Below are 18,059 nucleotides of genomic sequence, written 5' to 3'. Positions count from 1 at the left end.
GGGAGGCCGGTGGGCCGCCCTTACGGTACGTACCCGTGACCGGACGTCACCGAACCGCAACGGTTTGCGACTTATCGCTGGTGGGGATGAAGATGGCAACGGGGATCATCAGGATTCCCGCGCCCGGAAGGCACGGAGAGCGATGGCGCTCGAGCAGCCCAGTCCGGGTGGGCTGCTGCCGGAGCGGAACGCACCGCTGCGCGGCGGGCTCGCCACCACCAGCTGCATGGAAACCCTCCAAGTGGGATATCTGCACGCGGTAGCGGCGGCCGCCGGCTGCTCGCTCGCTCAGCCCTTCCCGGACAACGGCATCGACTGGCACATAAGCCACAGTTCACACGGCCACGGCATCGACGACGAGGTCACCATCAAGGTGCAGCTCAAGTGCACCTACCAGGTCGCCCCGCGGCCCCCCGGTCCCACCTTCGCCTTCACCCTCGAGAACGAACACCTGGTGAAGCTGGCCAGGAACCCGGTCTCGGTGCACAAGATCCTCGTCGTGATGCTCGTGCCCCGTACCCAGGAGGAGTGGCTGCGCGCCAGCCACGACCGGCTGGAGCTGCGGCACTGCTGCTACTGGACGAACCTCGCCGGCCACGCCGTGACCGGCAAGCGCAAGACCACCGTGCGGATACCCACCGCGCGGATCTTCGACGACCGGGCCCTGTGCGAGATCATGACGCGGGTCGGGGCGGGAGGGAGGCCCTGATGAGCCGGACGGCCGACGACGCACTCGTCCCGCCCGACCCCGAGCGGGTCGACCCCGGCGTCCTCATCACGCTGCTCGCCCGCCACGGCTGGCAGCTGCGCGGCGGCGCCCCGGGCCGCTACACGCGCTGGACACCTCCGGGCGGGCAGGAGTCCGCCGCCCGGATCAGCCTCCTGGTGCCCGAGCGGCGCACCACGGGTGCCCGCTACGCCGACCATGCCGAGCTGCTGGGCGAGGCGCTCGACGCCCTCGCCCGCTGCGGCGTGCCCTCGGCGCGCGAGGTGCTGACCGCGCTCGCCGTGCCCGGCGACGAGATCCGCTGGCACCTGGAGCTGCCGCCGGCCGCGGGCGAGGCCGTGCCGTGGACGGCGGCGGAGCAGCTGCGCGCGGCCGCCCGCACCATGCTCATGTCAGCCGCCCGCGCCGAACGCGACCGCTTCGGCTACTTCGGCGCGCGCCACACCGGGCACGCCAACGCGTTCCTGGAGCAGGTACTGGTCGGTCCCGCGCCGGCCGGGCACCAGCTCACCGCGTACGTACCGGTCCCCGAGGGCCGCCGCACCGTGGCCACGCTGCTGCGGGCGCTGCAGGCCGCCCGGGACGCCGTGGACTACCAGCGCACCACCGGCGGCATGGAGGCCTTCGACGCGGCCGTGGGCCTCGGCGTCTGCCACGAACTGGCCGAGTCCCTGATCCGCATGGTGCGCGGTACCGAGGGGGTCGTCGTCACCCTGGCCTGGGCACCGGCGGGCGGGCCGCCCGGGGGATTCGCGGCCGTGCCGGAGCCGGTGGAGTTCTCCCCCGGCGACCTCCCGGCCCTGGAGGCCGCCAGCGAGCGCTATGTGCGCGAGGAGCCCTCGGTCGACGTGCGCGTCACCGGCACCGTCACGCGGCTGCGCCGGCCGCGCCCCTCCGGGGGCGGCACCATCCGGCTGCGCGTCCTGGCCGGCGCCGACGTCCGCCATGTGCGGGTCCGGCTGCCGGAGGAGGGCTACCGCATCGCCGCCCAGGCGCATCTGGTCGGGCTGCCCGTCCGGCTGTCCGGACGGCTGGAGACGCGTACCGGCTTCCGCCATCTCACCCACCCCACCGCGCCGACCCCCGTCCACGTCGACGAGGCCGACCGCGACCGGCTGATGAAGGCCCTGCACGGCGGCGTCGACACCTTCGAGGACTCCTTCGGCGGCTGACCGGGGGCGCACCGGGCGGCGGCCCCCGCCGCCGGGGGCCATCGCTTCGCGGGGCACCCGCCCGGCTCGGTAGGATTCACCGGTGCAGCTTTCCGCTGCCGGACCCAGTGGGACATACGTCAGGAGAGACCGGTGTCAGACGTCCGTGTGATCATCAAACGCGATTCCGATGAGCAGGAAGAGCGGCTGGTCACGACGGGCACGACGGCGGCCGAGCTCTTCGACGGCGACCGCTCCGTCGTCGCCGCGCGCGTCGGGGGTCAGCTGAAGGACCTCGCGTACGAGGTCGCCGACGGCGACGAGGTCGAGCCCGTGGGGATCGCCAGCGAGGACGGGCTCAACATCCTGCGCCACTCCACCGCGCACGTGATGGCCCAGGCGGTGCAGGAGCTCTTCCCCGAGGCCAAGCTCGGCATCGGCCCGCCGATCAAGGACGGCTTCTACTACGACTTCGACGTCGACAAGCCGTTCCACCCGGACGACCTCAAGCGCATCGAGAAGAAGATGCAGGAGATCGTCAAGCGCGGCCAGCGCTTCTCCCGCCGTGCCGTCAGCGACGACGCGGCCCGCGAGGAACTCGCCGACGAGCCCTACAAGCTGGAGCTGATCGGCCTCAAGGGCTCCGCGGCCGAGGCCGCCGAGGGCGCCTCCGCCGAGGTCGGTGCCGGCGAGCTCACCATCTACGACAACCTGGACGCCAAGACCGGGGAGCTGTGCTGGAAGGACCTCTGCCGCGGTCCGCACCTGCCCACCACGCGGATCGTCCCGGCGTTCAAGCTGATGCGCTCCGCCGCCGCCTACTGGCGCGGCAGCGAGAAGAACAAGCAGCTCCAGCGCATCTACGGCACCGCCTGGCCGTCCAAGGACGAGCTGAAGGAGTACCTGGACTTCCTCGTCGAGGCCGAGAAGCGCGACCACCGCAAGCTCGGCTCCGAGCTCGACCTGTTCTCCATCCCGGAGCAGATCGGTTCGGGCCTGGCCGTCTTCCACCCCAAGGGCGGCATCATCCGCCGGGTCATGGAGGACTACTCGCGCCGCCGGCACGAGGAGGAGGGCTACGAGTTCGTCTACACCCCGCACGCCACCAAGGGGAAGCTCTTCGAGACCTCGGGCCACCTGGACTGGTACGCCGACGGCATGTACCCGCCCATGCAGCTCGACGAGGGCGTGGACTACTACCTCAAGCCCATGAACTGCCCGATGCACAACCTGATCTTCGACGCGCGCGGCCGGTCGTACCGCGAACTGCCGCTGCGCCTGTTCGAGTTCGGCACCGTGTACCGGTACGAGAAGTCGGGCGTCGTGCACGGCCTCACCCGCGCCCGCGGCTTCACCCAGGACGACGCGCACATCTACTGCACCAAGGAGCAGATGGCGGACGAGCTCGACAAGACGCTCACCTTCGTCCTCAACCTGCTGCGCGACTACGGCCTGACCGACTTCTACCTGGAGCTGTCCACCAAGGACCCGGAGAAGTTCGTCGGCTCCGACGAGATCTGGGAGGAGGCCACCGAGACGCTGCGGCAGGTGGCCGAGAAGCAGGGCCTCCCGCTCGTCCCCGACCCGGGCGGCGCCGCCTTCTACGGGCCGAAGATCTCCGTCCAGGCCAAGGACGCCATCGGCCGCACCTGGCAGATGTCCACCGTGCAGCTCGACTTCAACCTGCCCGAGCGCTTCGACCTGGAGTACACCGCGGCCGACGGCTCCAAGCAGCGTCCGGTCATGATCCACCGTGCGCTGTTCGGCTCCATCGAGCGCTTCTTCGCGGTGCTGCTGGAGCACTACGCGGGCGCCTTCCCGGCGTGGCTGGCCCCCGTGCAGGCGGTCGGTATCCCGATCGGCGACGCCCACGTGTCCTACCTGCAGGACTTCGCCGCCGAGGCGAAGCGGAAGGGTCTGCGGGTCGAGGTGGACGCCTCGGCGGACCGCATGCAGAAGAAGATCCGCAACGCCCAGCGGAGCAAGGTGCCGTTCATGGTCATCGTCGGCGACGAGGACATGGCGGCGGGATCGGTCTCCTTCCGCTACCGGGACGGCTCGCAGAAGAACGGCATCCCGCGCGACGAGGCGATCGCCGAGATCGCCAAGGCCGTCGAGGACCGCGTCCAGGTCTGACCGCCGGTTCGCACGGCCCGGGGCCCCCGGAGGCTACTCGCCCTCCGGGGGCCCCGGTGCGTCCGGCCGCTCGTCGGGCCGGCGGAAACTCTTGGTCAGCCAGGACGAGAACGACCCGACGACCGCGCCGATCAGGACCACGCCCAGGAACATCACGCCCACGGCGATCACCCGCCCGCGCACGGTGACGGGGACGAGGTCGCCGTAACCGGTCGTGGTGATCGTGGAGCAGAGCCACCACACCGACTGGCCGTAGGTGCGGATCTGCGCGCCGGGGGCGTACCGCTCGTCCGCGTAGACCTGCAGGCTCGCCGCGAAGCCGAGCAGCAGGGCGCTGAGCCCCGCGTACGACATGACCCGGGCCTCCAGGGAGAGCCGCGGCCGCTCGTGGCGGTCCTGGATCTTCCCGTAGATCTGCAGCAGGCGCAGCGGGCGCAGCAGCGGCAGGACGACCACTACCAGGTCGAGCCAGTGGCGGCGGACGTAGGACCAGCGGTGGGGCGCGACGGCCACCCGGATCACATAGTCCAGCACGAAGAATCCCCAGGTCACGACTGTGATCAACAGGAGCAGGCCGGACCAGCCGTCGGGCAGGTCCGGAACCAGTACGCGCACCGCGTACGTGACGAGGAACACCACGGACGCGATCGACAGCGGCACACTGCCCCGGCGTTCCCACTCCCGCAGCCGCCGCTCGTCATCCATGGGCATGGGGCCAGCATCGTGCCCCGTGGCCGGGAGCGCCCCCGGCGACACGCTGTGCCGGGGCGACGCCATATGCTGCAAGGCATGACGAGTGAGCCGGAACTGCAGAACGGAGTGGGGACGCAGGACGCGTTCCAGCGCCTGTGGACGCCGCACCGCATGGCGTACATCCAGGGTGAGAACAAGCCGACCGGCCCGGGGGCCGGGGACGGCTGCCCCTTCTGCGCGATTCCGGAGATGAGCGACGAGGACGGGCTGGTCATCGCTCGCGGCGACGCCGTGTACGCGGTCCTCAACCTCTACCCCTACAACGGCGGCCATCTGATGGTCGTGCCCTACCGCCACGTCGCGGACTACACCGACCTGGACGGGCCGGAGACCGCCGAGCTGGCCGACTTCACCAAGCGCGCCATGGCCGCCCTCCGCTCGGCCTCCGGAGCGCACGGTTTCAACATCGGCATGAACCAGGGCACCGTCGCGGGCGCCGGGATCGCCGCGCACCTGCACCAGCACGTGGTGCCGCGCTGGGGCGGCGACACCAACTTCATGCCCGTCGTCGGCCACACCAAGGTGCTGCCGCAGCTCCTCGCCGACACCCGCAAGATGCTCGCCGACGCCTGGCCGACCGGCTGATCGGCCGACCCGCCCGGGCGGTGTGAGCGCCGCCCGGCGACGGGACCGGGCAGTGTCAGTAGACGTCGGCCTCGGAGGGCGCGGCGTCCTGCACCGAGGTGCTCAGGATCAGTGAGCGGGCGGTGAACTTCGTGGTGTCCACCCCGTTCTCCTCCATGACGGCGATGGCCGCGGCGTGGACCGCCCGCAGCACCGGCGTGGCGGCGCGGAGCGCGTCGTCGGCCATGAAACGGTGCTTCCAGGGCGCCGAGGCCCAGATGTGCCGCAGCCCGAAGGGCTCGGGCAGGACGATCTTGCCGCCGAGGTAGTCGAGCACCTGCGGGAAGCGGGTGAACGGGGCCCTGACCGCCAGCCGCACCACCTCGTCGCTCCCCACCAGCGGCAGCTGGACCTTCTTCGTCTCCCAGAATTTGACCGGGTGACTGATCTCCTTCTCCTTCGCCTCCGGCGCCGTGGTGAAGAGGGAGTGCACCGGCCCGAGCGCGTGCCCCGTCACCTCGACCCGCAGCGTGCTCGCCAGCACGGTCACGGTGACCATCAGGGTTATCACCAGCTGGCCGTCCCACAGGACGAACTGCACGCCCAGGTAGTGCCGGTTGCCCTTGCCGAACTGCTGCTCGTTGCAGATCCGCTGGATCTCGAAGTCCCGGACGGTGTAGCCCTCGACGTCCGCGCCGGTGGGCCGGGTGACCTTCTTCACCCCCTCGCCGACGGGGGCGACGACCCAGTGCTGTATCAGGGGCTTGGTGAAGCCGCCGGTGTGCAGCGGGCCGCGCTGCAGGTCGCGCAGCTTGCCGTGGATCGCCTTGATCACGTCCCAGCTGCGGAACGGGTGGATCTCGCTCAGGCCCTCGCGGGGCGTCAGCTCCTCGGCCATCTGCCAGATGCCCCAGCGGGTGCCCATGCCGAGTATGCCCTTGGGGCCGGCGTAGAAGACCACGTTGCTCTGCTGCTCGGCGGAGAGCTTGGCCAGGCTCTGGCGCAGCTTCTCGGCCCGGGTCTCGTTGGGGGTGCGCGGGACGGCCTCGGGGATCTTGGCGCCGATGCCGCTGCCGGAGACCAGCCCCGCCCAGCGCTCGCGCATGTCCCTGGCGGTCCGCTCGCAGATCCGCTTGGCCCAGAACCAGCCGAGGATCGGGGCCACCATCATGACCCGCAGATACTGCTGCCAGAAGCCGGTGAGCGGCGGGTTGACGACGAACAGCACGGCGAAGAAGCCGACCACGACCAGGACCACCGAGCCGAGCAGCCCGGCGCGTGAACCCTCGGCCTTCCGTACGGTGCTGCGCAGTTGGAAGGCGCCCAGCCAGACCAGCACGCCGGGCAGGAAGAGCAGGCCGAAGACGACCATGACGGCCGTCAGCCTGCCGTCCCGCTCCTGGCGGATCCGGTTGGCGGCGAGGCAGTGCTCGACGACGGTCTGCGGCTCCGCGCCGAAGGACTGCACCAGTTCGTTGCGCGCGGCGCCGAGCATGCGGTTCTGCACGGCGCGGGCGAACGCCTCGCCCAGGTTCGCCCGCAGCAGGGAGACCTTCGGCTCCTTGACCGACGACTTGCCTTCGTCGGCCTCGGACAGGGCCTCCAGCGGGCTGTCCCGGTAGGCGGCCGACGCGAGGGCCTGAGTGGCCGCGGTCTGGCCGTCGACACCGCTCAGCGGTATCTGCGCGCCCGGGCTCAGGAAGTCGAAACCGTCGGTCACTACCGCCCCCTTCTGGTCCCCGCCCGCGCGGACGTGAACCCGCACGGCCCATTCCCCGGCCGCAGCGCCGGCACACCTCCCGCGCTGCCCACCCAGCGTATACGGGGGGTGTGACATGCGTCATCGGCCCGGCGGAAGAAGATCGTTCCGCCGGGCCGTCAACGTCCCCCGTAAGGGCGTTACTTGCCGGACTCCTGGGCGTGCTGCTCCCTCAGCTTGGCGGCCAGTTGAGGCGGCATCGGCTCGTGCCGGGCGTAGGTGCGGCCGTACCGGCCGGTGCCGTGCGACAGCGACCGCAGGTCGACCGCATAGCGCCCGATCTCGATCTCGGGTACCTCGGCGCGCACCAATGTGCGTCCCTGCGCGACCGGTTCGGTGCCCAGTACCCGTCCGCGGCGCCCGGACAGGTCGCTCATGACCGGCCCGACGTAGTCGTCCGGCACCATGACCTGGATCTCGCTGACCGGTTCCAGCAGATGGATGCGGCACTGTGAGGCCGCCTCGCGCAGGGCGAGGGCGCCCGCGGTCTGGAAGGCGGCGTCGGAGGAGTCCACCGAGTGCGCCTTGCCGTCGACCAGGGTGACGCGGATGTCCTCGACCGGGAACCCGAGGGCGACGCCCCTGGCGGCCTGGGCGCGGATGCCCTTCTCCACCGAGGGGATGAACTGCCGCGGTACCGCGCCGCCGACCACCTTGTCGACGAACTCGATGCCGGAGCCGACCGGCAGCGGTTCGACCTCGATGTCGCAGATGGCGTACTGGCCGTGTCCGCCGGACTGCTTGACGTGGCGTCCGCGCGCGGTCGACTTCTCGCCGAAGGTCTCGCGCAGCGCCACCTTGTGCGGCACCGCGTCGACCTGGACGCCGTAGCGCGTGCGCAGCCGCTCCAGGGCCACGTCGACGTGCGCCTCGCCCAGGCACCACAGGACGACCTGGCGGGTGTCGGGGTTCTGTTCCAGGCGCATCGTCGGGTCCTCGGCGACGAGCCGGGACAGCCCGACGGACAGCTTGTCCTCGTCGGCCTTGCTGTGCGCCTGGATCGCCACGGGCAGCAGGGGGTCCGGCATCAGCCAGGGCTCCATGAGCAGCGGCTCGTCCTTGGCGGAGAGCGTGTCGCCGGTCTCGGCGCGGGTCAGCTTGGCCACGCAGGCCAGGTCTCCGGCGATGCAGTGCGGCACGGACCGCTGCTGCTTGCCGAAGGGCGAGGACAGCGCGCCGATGCGCTCGTCGACGTCGTGGTCCTCGTGGCCGCGGTCCTCCAGGCCGTGGCCGGAGACGTGGACGGTCTCGTCGGGGCGCAGCGTGCCGGAGAAGACCCGTACCAGGCTGATCCGCCCCACGTACGGGTCGGAGGAGGTCTTCACCACCTCGGCGGCCAGCGGCCCGTCCGGATCACAGGTGAGCTGGGCGTGCGACGCGCCCTGGGGGGTGGTTACCTGGGGGATCTCCCGCTCCAGGGGCGTCGGGAAGCCGCCGGTGATCAGCTCCAGCAGCTCCACCGTGCCGATGCCCTGCTTGCAGCCCTCGGCGGCCGGCGCGGCGGCCAGCACGGGGTGGAAGGAGCCGCGTGCCACGGCCCTCTCGAGGTCCTGGACGAGGGTCTTGAGGTCCAGCTCCTCGCCGCCGAGGTAGCGGTCCATGAGGGTCTCGTCCTCGCTCTCGGCGATGATGCCCTCGATGAGCCGGTCGCGCGCCTCGTCGATCACCGGCAGCTGCCCGTCGTCGGGCGGGCGCTCCTCGCGCTTGCCGGAGGAGTAGTCGAAGACCCGTTGCGAGAGCAGGCCGATGAGCCCGGTCACCGGCGCGTGCCCGTCCGGGGTCTCCTCGCCGTGCAGCGGGAGGTAGAGCGGCAGCACGGACTCGGGTGAGTCGCCGCCGAAGACCTCACGGCAGGTCTCGGTCATCTCGTCGAAGTCGGCCCGCGCCGCCTCCAGGTGCGTGACGACGACCGCGCGCGGCATGCCGACCGCCGCGCACTCCTCCCAGACCATCCGGGTGGCGCCGTCGACGCCGTCGGCCGCCGAGACGACGAAAAGGGCCGCGTCCGCTGCGCGCAGACCGGCCCTGAGTTCCCCCACGAAGTCGGCGTATCCGGGGGTGTCCAGCAGGTTGATCTTGATTCCGTCCCACTCCACCGGTACGAGCGAGAGCTGTACCGAGCGTTGCTGACGGTGCTCGATGTCGTCGTGGTCCGAGACCGTTCCGCCGTCGGCCACGTGCCCGGCGCGGTTCACCGCCCCGGTGGCCAGGGCGAGCGCCTCGACCAGCGTCGTCTTTCCGGAGCCACTGTGGCCGACCAGCACCACGTTGCGTACATCCTCGGGCCGGCCGGCCGCCGATGCCCTTCCGGCGGCTCCTGGACCTGCGTCTCTCCTGTCGCCCATGTGCCTCGCCTCCCGGTCCGTCACGGCATGGGGACTGGCGCCACGGGAGACCACCCGCCCAGGGCGGTCCTCAGTGACGCCCGCGGTAATTCGACCTTCCCACGCCCGTCACGGTGCGTCCATACGTCGTACGTGCAGCGGCAGGTAGGGAGCCTCACGCCTTCGGTGGAACCCGCCTGGCTACGATGGGCCAGCCGGGCGGCCGACGGGGCCGCGCCGGGGCACCCACCGACCTCCGGGAAGGCCATGCTGAACAAGTACGCGCGTGCTTTCTTCACGCGTGTTCTCACACCGTTCGCCGCGTTTCTGCTGCGCCGGGGCGTCAGCCCGGACACGGTCACGCTGATCGGCACCGGAGGCGTGGTCGCGGGAGCGCTGGTCTTCTACCCCAGGGGCGAGTTCTTCTGGGGCACGGTCGTCATCACGCTCTTCGTCTTCTCCGACCTGGTGGACGGCAACATGGCCCGCCAGGCGGGCGTCTCAAGCCGCTGGGGGGCCTTCCTGGACTCCACCCTCGACCGGGTCGCCGACGCGGCGATCTTCGGCGGCCTCGCGCTGTGGTACGCCGGGGGCGGGGACGACCTCGTGCTCTGCGCGGTGACGATCTTCTGCCTCGCCAGCGGCCAGGTGGTCTCGTACACCAAGGCGCGCGGTGAGAGCATCGGACTGCCGGTCGCGGTCAACGGCCTGGTCGAGCGGGCCGAGCGACTGGTGATCTCACTGGTGGCCTGCGGCTTCGCCGGGCTCCACAAGTTCGGCGTCCCGGGCATCCAGTGGCTGCTGCCGATCGCCCTGTGGATCGTGGCCGTCGGAAGCCTGGTGACGCTGGTGCAGCGGGTGATCACCGTGCGCCACGAGGCCATGGAGGCCGACGCGGCGGCGCGCGAAGGGAGCGGTACGGCGTGAAGGACCGGCTGACCGACTCGCTGTACGGGCTGGGCTGGGGCGCGGTCAAGCGGCTCCCGGAACCGGCCGCCAACCGGCTGGGCCGGTCCATCGCCGACCTGGCCTGGAGCCGGCGTGGCAAGGGCGTGGAGCGCCTGGAGTCCAACCTGGCCAGGGTGGTGCCCGGTGCCGACTCGGCGCGGCTGCGCGAGCTGTCGAAGGCCGGTATGCGCTCGTACCTGCGCTACTGGATGGAGTCCTTCCGGCTGCCCGCCTGGAGCACCGACCGCGTCCGGTCCGCGTTCGACCCGAAGGACCTGCACTACCTGGAGGAGGGCCTGGCCTCGGGCCGCGGCGTCGTCCTGGCCCTGCCGCACATGGCCAACTGGGACCTGGCGGGCGCCTGGGTCACCACGAAGCTCGGCGTGCCCTTCGCCACCGTCGCCGAGCGGCTCAAGCCCGAGACGCTGTACGACCGCTTCGTCGCCTACCGCGAGGGCCTGGGCATGGAGGTGCTGCCGCACACGGGCGGCGCCGCCTTCGGCGCGCTGGCCCGGCGGCTGCGCGGCGGCGGACTGGTGTGCCTGGTCGCCGACCGGGACCTGTCCGCCTCCGGCGTCGAGGTGAGCTTCTTCGGTGAGGCCGCCCGCATGCCCGCCGGACCCGCCCTGCTCGCCCAGCAGACCGGCGCCCTGCTGCTGCCGGTCACCCTCTGGTACGACGACTCGCCCATACTGCAGGGCCGGGTGCACGCGCCGATCGAGGTGCCGGAGGACGGCACGCGGGCGGAGCGCACCGCTGTCATGACGCAGCGGCTGGCCGACGTCTTCGCCTCCGGCATCGCCGAGCACCCGGAGGACTGGCACATGCTGCAGCGCCTGTGGCTCGCCGACCTGGAACCGCGGCCGGCCGCGCCGGCCGGGCAACCCGGCGGGCCCGCCGCGGCGTCCTCCCCGGTGTCCGGCGACCCCACCGACCGCTCCGGAACGGAGAAGCCTTGAGGATCGGGATCGTCAGCCCGTACTCGTGGGACGTCCCCGGCGGCGTCCAGTTCCACATCCGCGACCTCGCCGAGCACCTGATCGCGCTCGGCCACCAGGTCTCCGTCCTGGCGCCGGCCGACGACGACACCCCGCTGCCGCCGTACGTGGTCTCCTCCGGGCGTGCAGTGCCCGTGCCGTACAACGGCTCGGTCGCGCGGCTCAACTTCGGCTTCCTGTCCGCCGCGCGGGTGCGCCGCTGGCTGCACGAGGGCGCCTTCGACGTGATCCACGTCCACGAGCCCTCCTCGCCCTCCCTCGGCCTGCTGACCTGCTGGGCGGCGCAGGGGCCGATCGTGGCCACCTTCCACACCTCCAACCCGCGTTCCCGCGCCATGATCGCCGCCTATCCGATTCTGCAGGCCGCGCTGGAGAAGATCAGCGCGCGCATCGCGGTCAGCGAGTACGCCCGGCGCACCCTGGTCGAGCACCTGGGCGGGGACGCCGTGGTCATCCCCAATGGTGTCGACGTGGGCTTCTTCGCCCGGGCCGAGCCCAAGGCGGAGTGGCAAGGGCAGACGATCGGCTTCATCGGCCGGATCGACGAGCCCCGCAAGGGCCTGCCCGTCCTGATGAAGGCCCTGCCGAAGATCCTCGCCGAGCGCCCGCGCACCCGGCTGCTGGTCGCCGGGCGCGGCGACGAGGCCGAGGCCGTGGAGGACCTGCCCAGGGAGATGCGCGACCGGGTCGAGTTCCTCGGCATGGTCAGCGACGAGGACAAGGCGCGGCTGCTGCGCAGCGTCGACCTGTACGTGGCGCCCAACACCGGCGGCGAGAGCTTCGGGATCATCCTGGTCGAGGCCATGTCGGCCGGCGCGCCGGTGCTCGCCAGCGACCTGGACGCCTTCCGCCAGGTGCTCGACGGGGGCGCGGCCGGCGAGCTCTTCCCCAACGAGGACCCCGACGCGCTCGCGGTCTCCGCCGTACGGCTCCTGGGCGACGCCGAGCGCCGCGCGGAACTGCGCGAGCTGGGCTCGCGGCACGTGCGGCGCTTCGACTGGTCGGTGGTGGCCGCCGACATCCTCGCGGTGTACGAGACGGTCACGGCCGGGGCCGCCTCGGTCGCCGCCGACGAGCGGGTGGGCCTGCGGGCCCGCCTGGGCTTCGCCCGCGACTGACCGGGCCCGGCCCGGCCCACGGGATGACGGTCCGCCGCCCGGCGGACCGTACCGGCCTCACCGGTAGCCTTGCCGCCCGTGACCACCATCATCTGGGTGGCCGTGGCGATCGTCGCCGTCGGCCTCTATCTGAGCTGGACCGCGGGCCGTCTGGACCGCCTGCACGCCCGTATCGACGCCGCGCGGGCCGCGCTGGACGCGCAGCTGCTGCGCAGGGCGTCGGTGGCGCAGGAGTTGGCCACCGCGGGCGTGCTGGACCCGGCGGCGAGCATCGTCCTCTACGAGGCCGCGCACTCCGCCCGGCAGGCCGAGGACGACCAGCGCGAGGTGGCCGAGAGCGAGCTCAGCCAGGCGCTGCGCGCGGTCTTCGCCGAGTTCGACGCCGTCGACGCCGTCCGCGCCGCCCCCGGGGGCGACGAGGCCGCCCGGGAGCTCACCCAGGCGGTGCGCAGGGTGCCCATGGCGCGGCGCTTCCACAACGACGCCGTACGCGCCGCCAGGGCGCTGCGCGAGCACCGCAAGGTGCGCTGGTTCCGGCTCGCCGGGCACGCGCCGCGGCCCGTCACCTTCGAGATGGACGACGAGCCCCCGGTCGTCCTGACCGTGGACGGCGCGGCAGGCCACTGAGGAGCGATTGGCCCTTTTCCGGTCCACTTCACGCGGTCCACCATGAAAGGCAGAGCAACAATCGGTGTTTTCCGGTCGCCCGGAGACGGGGCCGGGAGGCACCGAGCGCTGCCGCAACCCGAGAAGATGAGTCTCCGAGTGAGGTCCCCCGTGTCCACCACGCCTTCCAGCACCCCCCAGTCCCCCGAGACGGGAACCGCGCGCGTCAAGCGCGGCATGGCCGAGCAGCTCAAGGGCGGCGTGATCATGGACGTCGTCACGCCCGAGCAGGCCAAGATCGCCGAGGACGCGGGCGCGGTCGCCGTCATGGCGCTGGAGCGGGTCCCCGCCGACATCCGCAAGGACGGCGGCGTGGCCCGCATGTCCGACCCGGACATGATCGAGGGCATCATCGACGCCGTCTCGATCCCGGTCATGGCCAAGTCCCGGATCGGCCACTTCGTCGAGGCCCAGGTGCTGCAGTCGCTCGGCGTCGACTACATCGACGAGTCCGAGGTCCTCACCCCGGCCGACGAGGTCAACCACTCCGACAAGTGGGCGTTCACCACCCCCTTCGTCTGCGGCGCCACCAACCTGGGCGAGGCCCTGCGCCGCATCGCCGAGGGCGCGGCCATGATCCGCTCCAAGGGCGAGGCCGGCACCGGCAACGTGGTCGAGGCCGTCCGCCACCTGCGCCAGATCAAGAACGAGATCGCCCGCCTGCGCGGCTTCGACAACCACGAGCTGTACGCCGCCGCCAAGGAGCTGCGTGCCCCGTACGAGCTCGTCAAGGAGGTCGCCGAGCTCGGCAAGCTGCCGGTCGTGCTGTTCTCCGCCGGCGGTGTCGCCACCCCGGCCGACGCCGCGCTGATGCGCCAGCTCGGCGCCGAGGGCGTCTTCGTCGGCTCCGGCATCTTCAAGTCCGGCGACCCGGCCAAGCGCGCCGCCGCCATCGTGAAGGCCACCACCTTCTACGACGACCCCAAGATCATCGCGGATGCCTCCCGCAACCTGGGCGAGGCCATGGTCGGCATCAACTGCGACACCCTCCCCGAGGCCGAGCGCTACGCCAACCGCGGCTGGTAAGCGCCCCGCGCCCCTCACGATGGGCAGGCCGGCGACGGCCTGCCCATCCGCCGTCGCCCCGCCCTGACGTTCCGGAAGGTCCCACGCGTGTCCAGCAGCACCCCCACCATCGGAGTCCTCGCCCTCCAGGGCGACGTTCGCGAGCACCTGGTCTCCCTCGCCGCGGCAGACGCCCTGGCCCGCCCGGTACGGCGGGCCGAGGAGCTGGCCGAGGTCGACGGGCTGGTGGTCCCCGGCGGCGAGTCGACCACGATGTCCAAGCTCGCCAAGCTCTTCGGCGTGATGGAGCCGCTGCGGGACCGGATCCGGGACGGCCTCCCGGTCTACGGCACCTGCGCCGGAATGATCATGCTCGCGGACAAGATCCTGGACGGCAGGGACGACCAGGAGACCTTCGGCGGGATCGACATGATCGTGCGCCGCAACGCCTTCGGACGGCAGAACGAGTCCTTCGAGACCGCGGTCGATGTCGAGGGCGTCGACGGCGGCCCGGTGGAGGGCGTCTTCATCCGCGCCCCCTGGGTGGAGTCCACCGGCAGCGGGGTCGCCACGCTGGCCCGTCTCGACGACGGCACGATCGTCGCCGTGCGCCAGGGCAACCTGCTGGCCACCTCGTTCCACCCCGAACTGACCGGGGACCACCGGGTGCACCGGTACTTCGTCGACATGGTGCGCTCCGCCCGGTGATGTGATCCCGGTAGGATCGCAGTGTTCGTGAAGCAATCGGTGACGTGAAGGAGACAGGCTGATGTCCGGCCACTCTAAATGGGCTACGACGAAGCACAAGAAGGCCGTGATTGACGCCAAGCGCGGCAAGCTCTTCGCGAAGCTGATCAAGAACATCGAGGTCGCGGCCCGTGCCGGCGGCGCCGACGTGTCCGGCAACCCGACCCTCTTCGACGCCATCCAGAAGGCTAAGAAGAGCTCGGTGCCCAACAAGAACATCGACAGCGCGGTCAAGCGCGGTGCCGGTCTCGAGGCCGGCGGTGCCGACTACGAGACGATCATGTACGAGGGCTACGGCCCCAACGGTGTCGCGGTGCTCATCGAGTGCCTCACCGACAACCGCAACCGCGCCGCCTCCGACGTGCGTGTCGCCATGACCCGCAACGGCGGCTCCATGGCCGACCCGGGCTCGGTGTCCTACCTGTTCAACCGCAAGGGCGTCGTGATCGTCCCCAAGGGCGAGCTCAACGAGGACGACGTGCTCGGCGCGGTCCTGGACGCGGGCGCCGAGGAGGTCAACGACCTCGGTGAGTCCTTCGAGGTGCTCAGCGAGGCGACCGACCTCGTCGCGGTGCGCTCGGCGCTCCAGGAGGCCGGCATCGACTACGACTCCGCCGAGGCCAACTTCGTCCCCACCATGCAGGTGGAGCTGGACGAGGAGGGCGCGCGCAAGATCTTCAAGCTCATCGACGCGCTCGAGGACAGCGACGACGTGCAGAACGTCTTCGCCAACTTCGACGTCTCCGACGAGATCATGGAGAAGGTCGAGGCCTGAGCCGTCCGGAAGGACGACGCACGGCAGGCACGGCGGCCCGTGGGGACAACACACCCCACCGGGCCGCCGTCGTTGTCGGTGGCACCCGATAGCCTCCAGGAACCGCTGAACGGTTGTCCGAGGGAGGGAGGGGCGCGGTGCGTGTGCTCGGCGTTGACCCGGGGCTGACCCGCTGCGGCGTCGGCGTGGTGGACGGGGCCCCGGGGAAACCGTTGCGCATGGCGGGAGTCGGGGTCGTACGCACGCCCGCGGACGCCGACATCGGTCACCGCCTCGTGCTGATCGAGCGCGGCATCGAGGCCTGGCTGGACGAGTACGCGCCCCAAGCGGTCGCCGTGGAACGGGTGTTCAGCCAGCACAATGTGCGCACCGTGATGGGCACGGCCCAGGCCAGCGCGGTCGCCATCCTCTGCGCGTCCCGCCGCGGGCTGCCCGTCCATCTGCACACCCCCAGCGAGGTCAAGGCCGCCGTCACCGGCAGCGGCCGGGCCGACAAGGCCCAGGTCGGCGCCATGGTGACCCGGCTGCTGCGGCTCGACGCCCCGCCGAAGCCCGCCGACGCCGCCGACGCCCTGGCGCTCGCCATCTGTCACATCTGGCGCGGCACCGCGACCAACCGCCTCCAGCAGGCCGTCGCCCGAGCACGAATCCAGGAGCCCAGCACATGATCGCCTTCGTCAGCGGGCCCGTCGCCGCCCTCGCCCCGGACACGGCCGTGATCGAGGTCGGCGGCATCGGGATGGCCGTCCAGTGCTCCCCGGGCACCCTGGCCGCGCTCCGCGTGGGGGAGCAGGCCCGCCTGGCCACCTCGCTCGTCGTCCGCGAGGACTCCCTCACCCTCTACGGCTTCGCCGACGACGACGAGCGCCAGGTCTTCGAACTGCTGCAGACCGCCAGCGGCGTCGGCCCCAGGCTGGCCCAGGCCATGCTCGCGGTGCACACCCCCGACGCGCTGCGCCTGGCCGTCGCCACCGGTGACGAGAAGGCCCTCACCGCCGTCCCCGGCATCGGCAAGAAGGGCGCCCAGCGCCTGCTGCTGGAGCTCAAGGACCGCCTCGGCGCCCCCGTGGGCGGCGCGGCCGGAGCGCGCAGGGCCGTGGCGGCCGCGCCCGCGTCGTGGCGCGAGCAGCTGCACGCCGCGCTGATCGGCCTCGGCTACCAGCCGCGTGAGGCGGAGGAGGCCGTGGCCGCCGTCGCCCCGCAGGCCGAGGCGAGCGCCGAGCCGCAGGTCGGGGCCCTCCTGCGGGCCGCCCTGCAGACCCTGAACCGAGCCCGCTGACCGTAGCCCGCCGACCGTAAGGCGCACCGAAGTGAACTGGGACGACGAGTCCGTACCGACCACCGCCGACCGTCTCGTCGGCGCCGCCGCAGACGGCGAGGACCAGGCCGTCGAGGCGGCGCTGCGACCGAAGGCGCTGGCGGAGTTCGTCGGCCAGGAAAGGGTCCGCGAACAGCTGGACCTGGTGCTGAAGGCCGCCCGGCGGCGCGGTGGCACCGCGGACCACGTGCTGCTCTCCGGCGCCCCCGGGCTCGGCAAGACCACGCTGTCGATGATCATCGCGGCGGAGATGGGCGCCCCCATCCGCATCACCTCCGGCCCGGCCATCCAGCACGCCGGCGACCTCGCGGCGATCCTCTCCTCCCTCGCCGAGGGCGAGGTGCTCTTCCTCGACGAGATCCACCGGATGTCCCGGCCCGCCGAGGAGATGCTCTACATGGCGATGGAGGACTTCCGGGTCGACGTCATCGTCGGCAAGGGGCCCGGCGCCACCGCCATCCCCCTCGAACTGCCGCCGTTCACACTGGTCGGCGCCACCACCCGGGCCGGCCTGCTGCCGCCGCCGCTGCGCGACCGCTTCGGCTTCACCGGCCACATGGAGTTCTACGCCCCGGCCGAACTCGAGTTGGTCATCCACCGCTCCGCACGCCTGCTGGACGTCGAGATCGAGGCCGAGGGCGCCGCCGAGATCGCCGGACGCTCCCGCGGCACCCCGCGCATCGCCAACCGACTCCTGCGCCGCGTACGGGACTTCGCACAGGTGAAGGCCGACGGCCTGATCACCCCCGAGGTCGCCGCCAAGGCCCTGGACGTCTACGAGGTCGACGGACGCGGCCTGGACCGGCTGGACCGGGCCGTGCTGCGGGCGCTGCTCACCCTCTTCGGCGGCGGCCCGGTGGGGCTGTCGACCCTGGCGGTGGCCGTGGGGGAGGAGCGGGAGACGGTGGAGGAGGTGGCCGAGCCGTTCCTGGTGCGCGAGGGGCTGCTGGCGCGCACGCCCCGTGGCCGCGTCGCCACTCCCGCCGCGTGGACGCACCTTGGACTCGTACCGCCACAGGGCGGCGGACCCGGGCAAGACGGGCTGTTCGGCCCTTGACGGCGGGGAGACT

Annotated in this window: 17 protein-coding genes; 14 read left to right on the top strand and 3 right to left on the bottom strand. The window is 71.8% G+C overall.

The features are described from left to right. Positions 1–142 precede the first annotated feature (142 nt). From ACWDAS_RS00550 to thrS, 3 genes are all read left to right on the top strand, one after another. On the top strand, positions 143–709 hold the full coding sequence (locus tag ACWDAS_RS00550; protein WP_450386044.1) for a DUF4365 domain-containing protein: 567 nt from the start codon (positions 143–145) through the stop codon (positions 707–709). Continuing rightward, positions 709–1,899 carry a hypothetical protein gene (locus ACWDAS_RS00545; protein ID WP_450386042.1) on the top strand — a complete coding sequence of 397 codons (1,191 nt, stop codon included), beginning with the start codon at positions 709–711 and terminating at the stop codon, positions 1,897–1,899. Before ACWDAS_RS00550 ends, ACWDAS_RS00545 begins: the two co-directional genes overlap by 1 nt. Positions 1,900–2,031: 132 nt before the next feature. Further along, on the top strand, positions 2,032–4,014 hold the full coding sequence (gene thrS, locus ACWDAS_RS00540) for a threonine--tRNA ligase (RefSeq protein ID WP_450386040.1): 1,983 nt from the start codon (positions 2,032–2,034) through the stop codon (positions 4,012–4,014). A 33-nt stretch (positions 4,015–4,047) separates the two neighbouring features. Here thrS and ACWDAS_RS00535 read toward each other — a convergent pair whose 3' ends face one another. Continuing rightward, positions 4,048–4,725 (bottom strand): potassium channel family protein, encoded by a 678-nt coding sequence (locus tag ACWDAS_RS00535; RefSeq protein WP_450386038.1) that lies wholly within the window; start codon positions 4,723–4,725, stop codon positions 4,048–4,050. A gap of 66 nt (positions 4,726–4,791) precedes the next feature. Here ACWDAS_RS00535 and ACWDAS_RS00530 point away from each other — a divergent pair, with 66 nt between their 5' ends. Further along, positions 4,792–5,352 (top strand): HIT family protein, encoded by a 561-nt coding sequence (locus tag ACWDAS_RS00530; protein ID WP_450386036.1) that lies wholly within the window; start codon positions 4,792–4,794, stop codon positions 5,350–5,352. 55 nt (positions 5,353–5,407) lie between these two features. Here ACWDAS_RS00530 and ACWDAS_RS00525 read toward each other — a convergent pair whose 3' ends face one another. Continuing rightward, complete coding sequence (locus ACWDAS_RS00525) at positions 5,408–7,051, bottom strand: hypothetical protein (RefSeq protein ID WP_450386034.1); 1,644 nt, start codon at positions 7,049–7,051, stop codon at positions 5,408–5,410. A gap of 179 nt (positions 7,052–7,230) precedes the next feature. Continuing rightward, entirely contained in the window at positions 7,231–9,435 is a 2,205-nt protein-coding gene (locus ACWDAS_RS00520; RefSeq protein WP_450386032.1) for an elongation factor G-like protein EF-G2, read from the bottom strand. Positions 9,436–9,681: 246 nt separating this feature from the next. Here ACWDAS_RS00520 and pgsA point away from each other — a divergent pair, with 246 nt between their 5' ends. From pgsA to ruvB, 10 genes are all read left to right on the top strand, one after another. Then, complete coding sequence (gene pgsA, locus ACWDAS_RS00515) at positions 9,682–10,341, top strand: phosphatidylinositol phosphate synthase (RefSeq protein WP_450386030.1); 660 nt, start codon at positions 9,682–9,684, stop codon at positions 10,339–10,341. Then, positions 10,338–11,321 (top strand): phosphatidylinositol mannoside acyltransferase, encoded by a 984-nt coding sequence (locus ACWDAS_RS00510; RefSeq protein WP_450386028.1) that lies wholly within the window; start codon positions 10,338–10,340, stop codon positions 11,319–11,321. The genes pgsA and ACWDAS_RS00510 overlap by 4 nt, the downstream gene beginning before the upstream one ends. Then, on the top strand, positions 11,318–12,478 hold the full coding sequence (locus tag ACWDAS_RS00505) for a glycosyltransferase family 4 protein (protein WP_450386026.1): 1,161 nt from the start codon (positions 11,318–11,320) through the stop codon (positions 12,476–12,478). Before ACWDAS_RS00510 ends, ACWDAS_RS00505 begins: the two co-directional genes overlap by 4 nt. Positions 12,479–12,547: 69 nt before the next feature. Next, positions 12,548–13,105: a hypothetical protein gene (locus tag ACWDAS_RS00500; protein ID WP_450386024.1), complete on the top strand. Its 558-nt coding sequence runs from the start codon at positions 12,548–12,550 to the stop codon at positions 13,103–13,105. A gap of 126 nt (positions 13,106–13,231) precedes the next feature. Further along, positions 13,232–14,170: a pyridoxal 5'-phosphate synthase lyase subunit PdxS gene (gene pdxS, locus ACWDAS_RS00495; protein WP_450386022.1), complete on the top strand. Its 939-nt coding sequence runs from the start codon at positions 13,232–13,234 to the stop codon at positions 14,168–14,170. Positions 14,171–14,257: 87 nt separating this feature from the next. After that, complete coding sequence (gene pdxT / locus ACWDAS_RS00490; protein WP_450386020.1) at positions 14,258–14,857, top strand: pyridoxal 5'-phosphate synthase glutaminase subunit PdxT; 600 nt, start codon at positions 14,258–14,260, stop codon at positions 14,855–14,857. A 61-nt stretch (positions 14,858–14,918) separates the two neighbouring features. After that, positions 14,919–15,671, top strand: a complete 753-nt coding sequence (locus ACWDAS_RS00485; RefSeq protein ID WP_450386018.1) for a YebC/PmpR family DNA-binding transcriptional regulator — start codon at positions 14,919–14,921, stop codon at positions 15,669–15,671. 137 nt (positions 15,672–15,808) lie between these two features. Next, positions 15,809–16,339: a crossover junction endodeoxyribonuclease RuvC gene (ruvC, locus tag ACWDAS_RS00480; protein ID WP_450386016.1), complete on the top strand. Its 531-nt coding sequence runs from the start codon at positions 15,809–15,811 to the stop codon at positions 16,337–16,339. Beyond that, complete coding sequence (gene ruvA, locus ACWDAS_RS00475) at positions 16,336–16,950, top strand: Holliday junction branch migration protein RuvA (protein ID WP_450386014.1); 615 nt, start codon at positions 16,336–16,338, stop codon at positions 16,948–16,950. Before ruvC ends, ruvA begins: the two co-directional genes overlap by 4 nt. A gap of 31 nt (positions 16,951–16,981) precedes the next feature. Then, positions 16,982–18,046 carry a Holliday junction branch migration DNA helicase RuvB gene (gene ruvB, locus ACWDAS_RS00470; protein WP_450386012.1) on the top strand — a complete coding sequence of 355 codons (1,065 nt, stop codon included), beginning with the start codon at positions 16,982–16,984 and terminating at the stop codon, positions 18,044–18,046. The last annotated feature ends 13 nt before the right edge of the window (positions 18,047–18,059 follow it).

The sequence above is a fragment of the Streptomyces sp. NPDC001070 genome, assembly GCF_053598835.1.
The sequence above is the reverse complement of the archived record's forward strand: the minus strand, read 5'-3'. Positions and strand labels throughout refer to the sequence as shown.

Excerpts from the sequence above, each read along its gene's own strand:
- ACWDAS_RS00545 (WP_450386042.1), top strand. The coding sequence starts at position 709 with ATGAGCCGGACGGCCGACGACGCACTCGTCCCGCCCGACCCCGAGCGG.
- ACWDAS_RS00550 (WP_450386044.1), top strand. The coding sequence starts at position 143 with ATGGCGCTCGAGCAGCCCAGTCCGGGTGGGCTGCTGCCGGAGCGGAAC.
- pdxS (WP_450386022.1), top strand. The coding sequence starts at position 13,232 with ATGAGTCTCCGAGTGAGGTCCCCCGTGTCCACCACGCCTTCCAGCACC.
- ruvA (WP_450386014.1), top strand. The coding sequence starts at position 16,336 with ATGATCGCCTTCGTCAGCGGGCCCGTCGCCGCCCTCGCCCCGGACACG.
- ACWDAS_RS00530 (WP_450386036.1), top strand. The coding sequence starts at position 4,792 with ATGCTGCAAGGCATGACGAGTGAGCCGGAACTGCAGAACGGAGTGGGG.
- ACWDAS_RS00485 (WP_450386018.1), top strand. The coding sequence starts at position 14,919 with ATGTCCGGCCACTCTAAATGGGCTACGACGAAGCACAAGAAGGCCGTG.
- pgsA (WP_450386030.1), top strand. The coding sequence starts at position 9,682 with ATGCTGAACAAGTACGCGCGTGCTTTCTTCACGCGTGTTCTCACACCG.
- ACWDAS_RS00520 (WP_450386032.1), bottom strand. The coding sequence starts at position 9,435 with ATGGGCGACAGGAGAGACGCAGGTCCAGGAGCCGCCGGAAGGGCATCG.
- ACWDAS_RS00535 (WP_450386038.1), bottom strand. The coding sequence starts at position 4,725 with ATGCCCATGGATGACGAGCGGCGGCTGCGGGAGTGGGAACGCCGGGGC.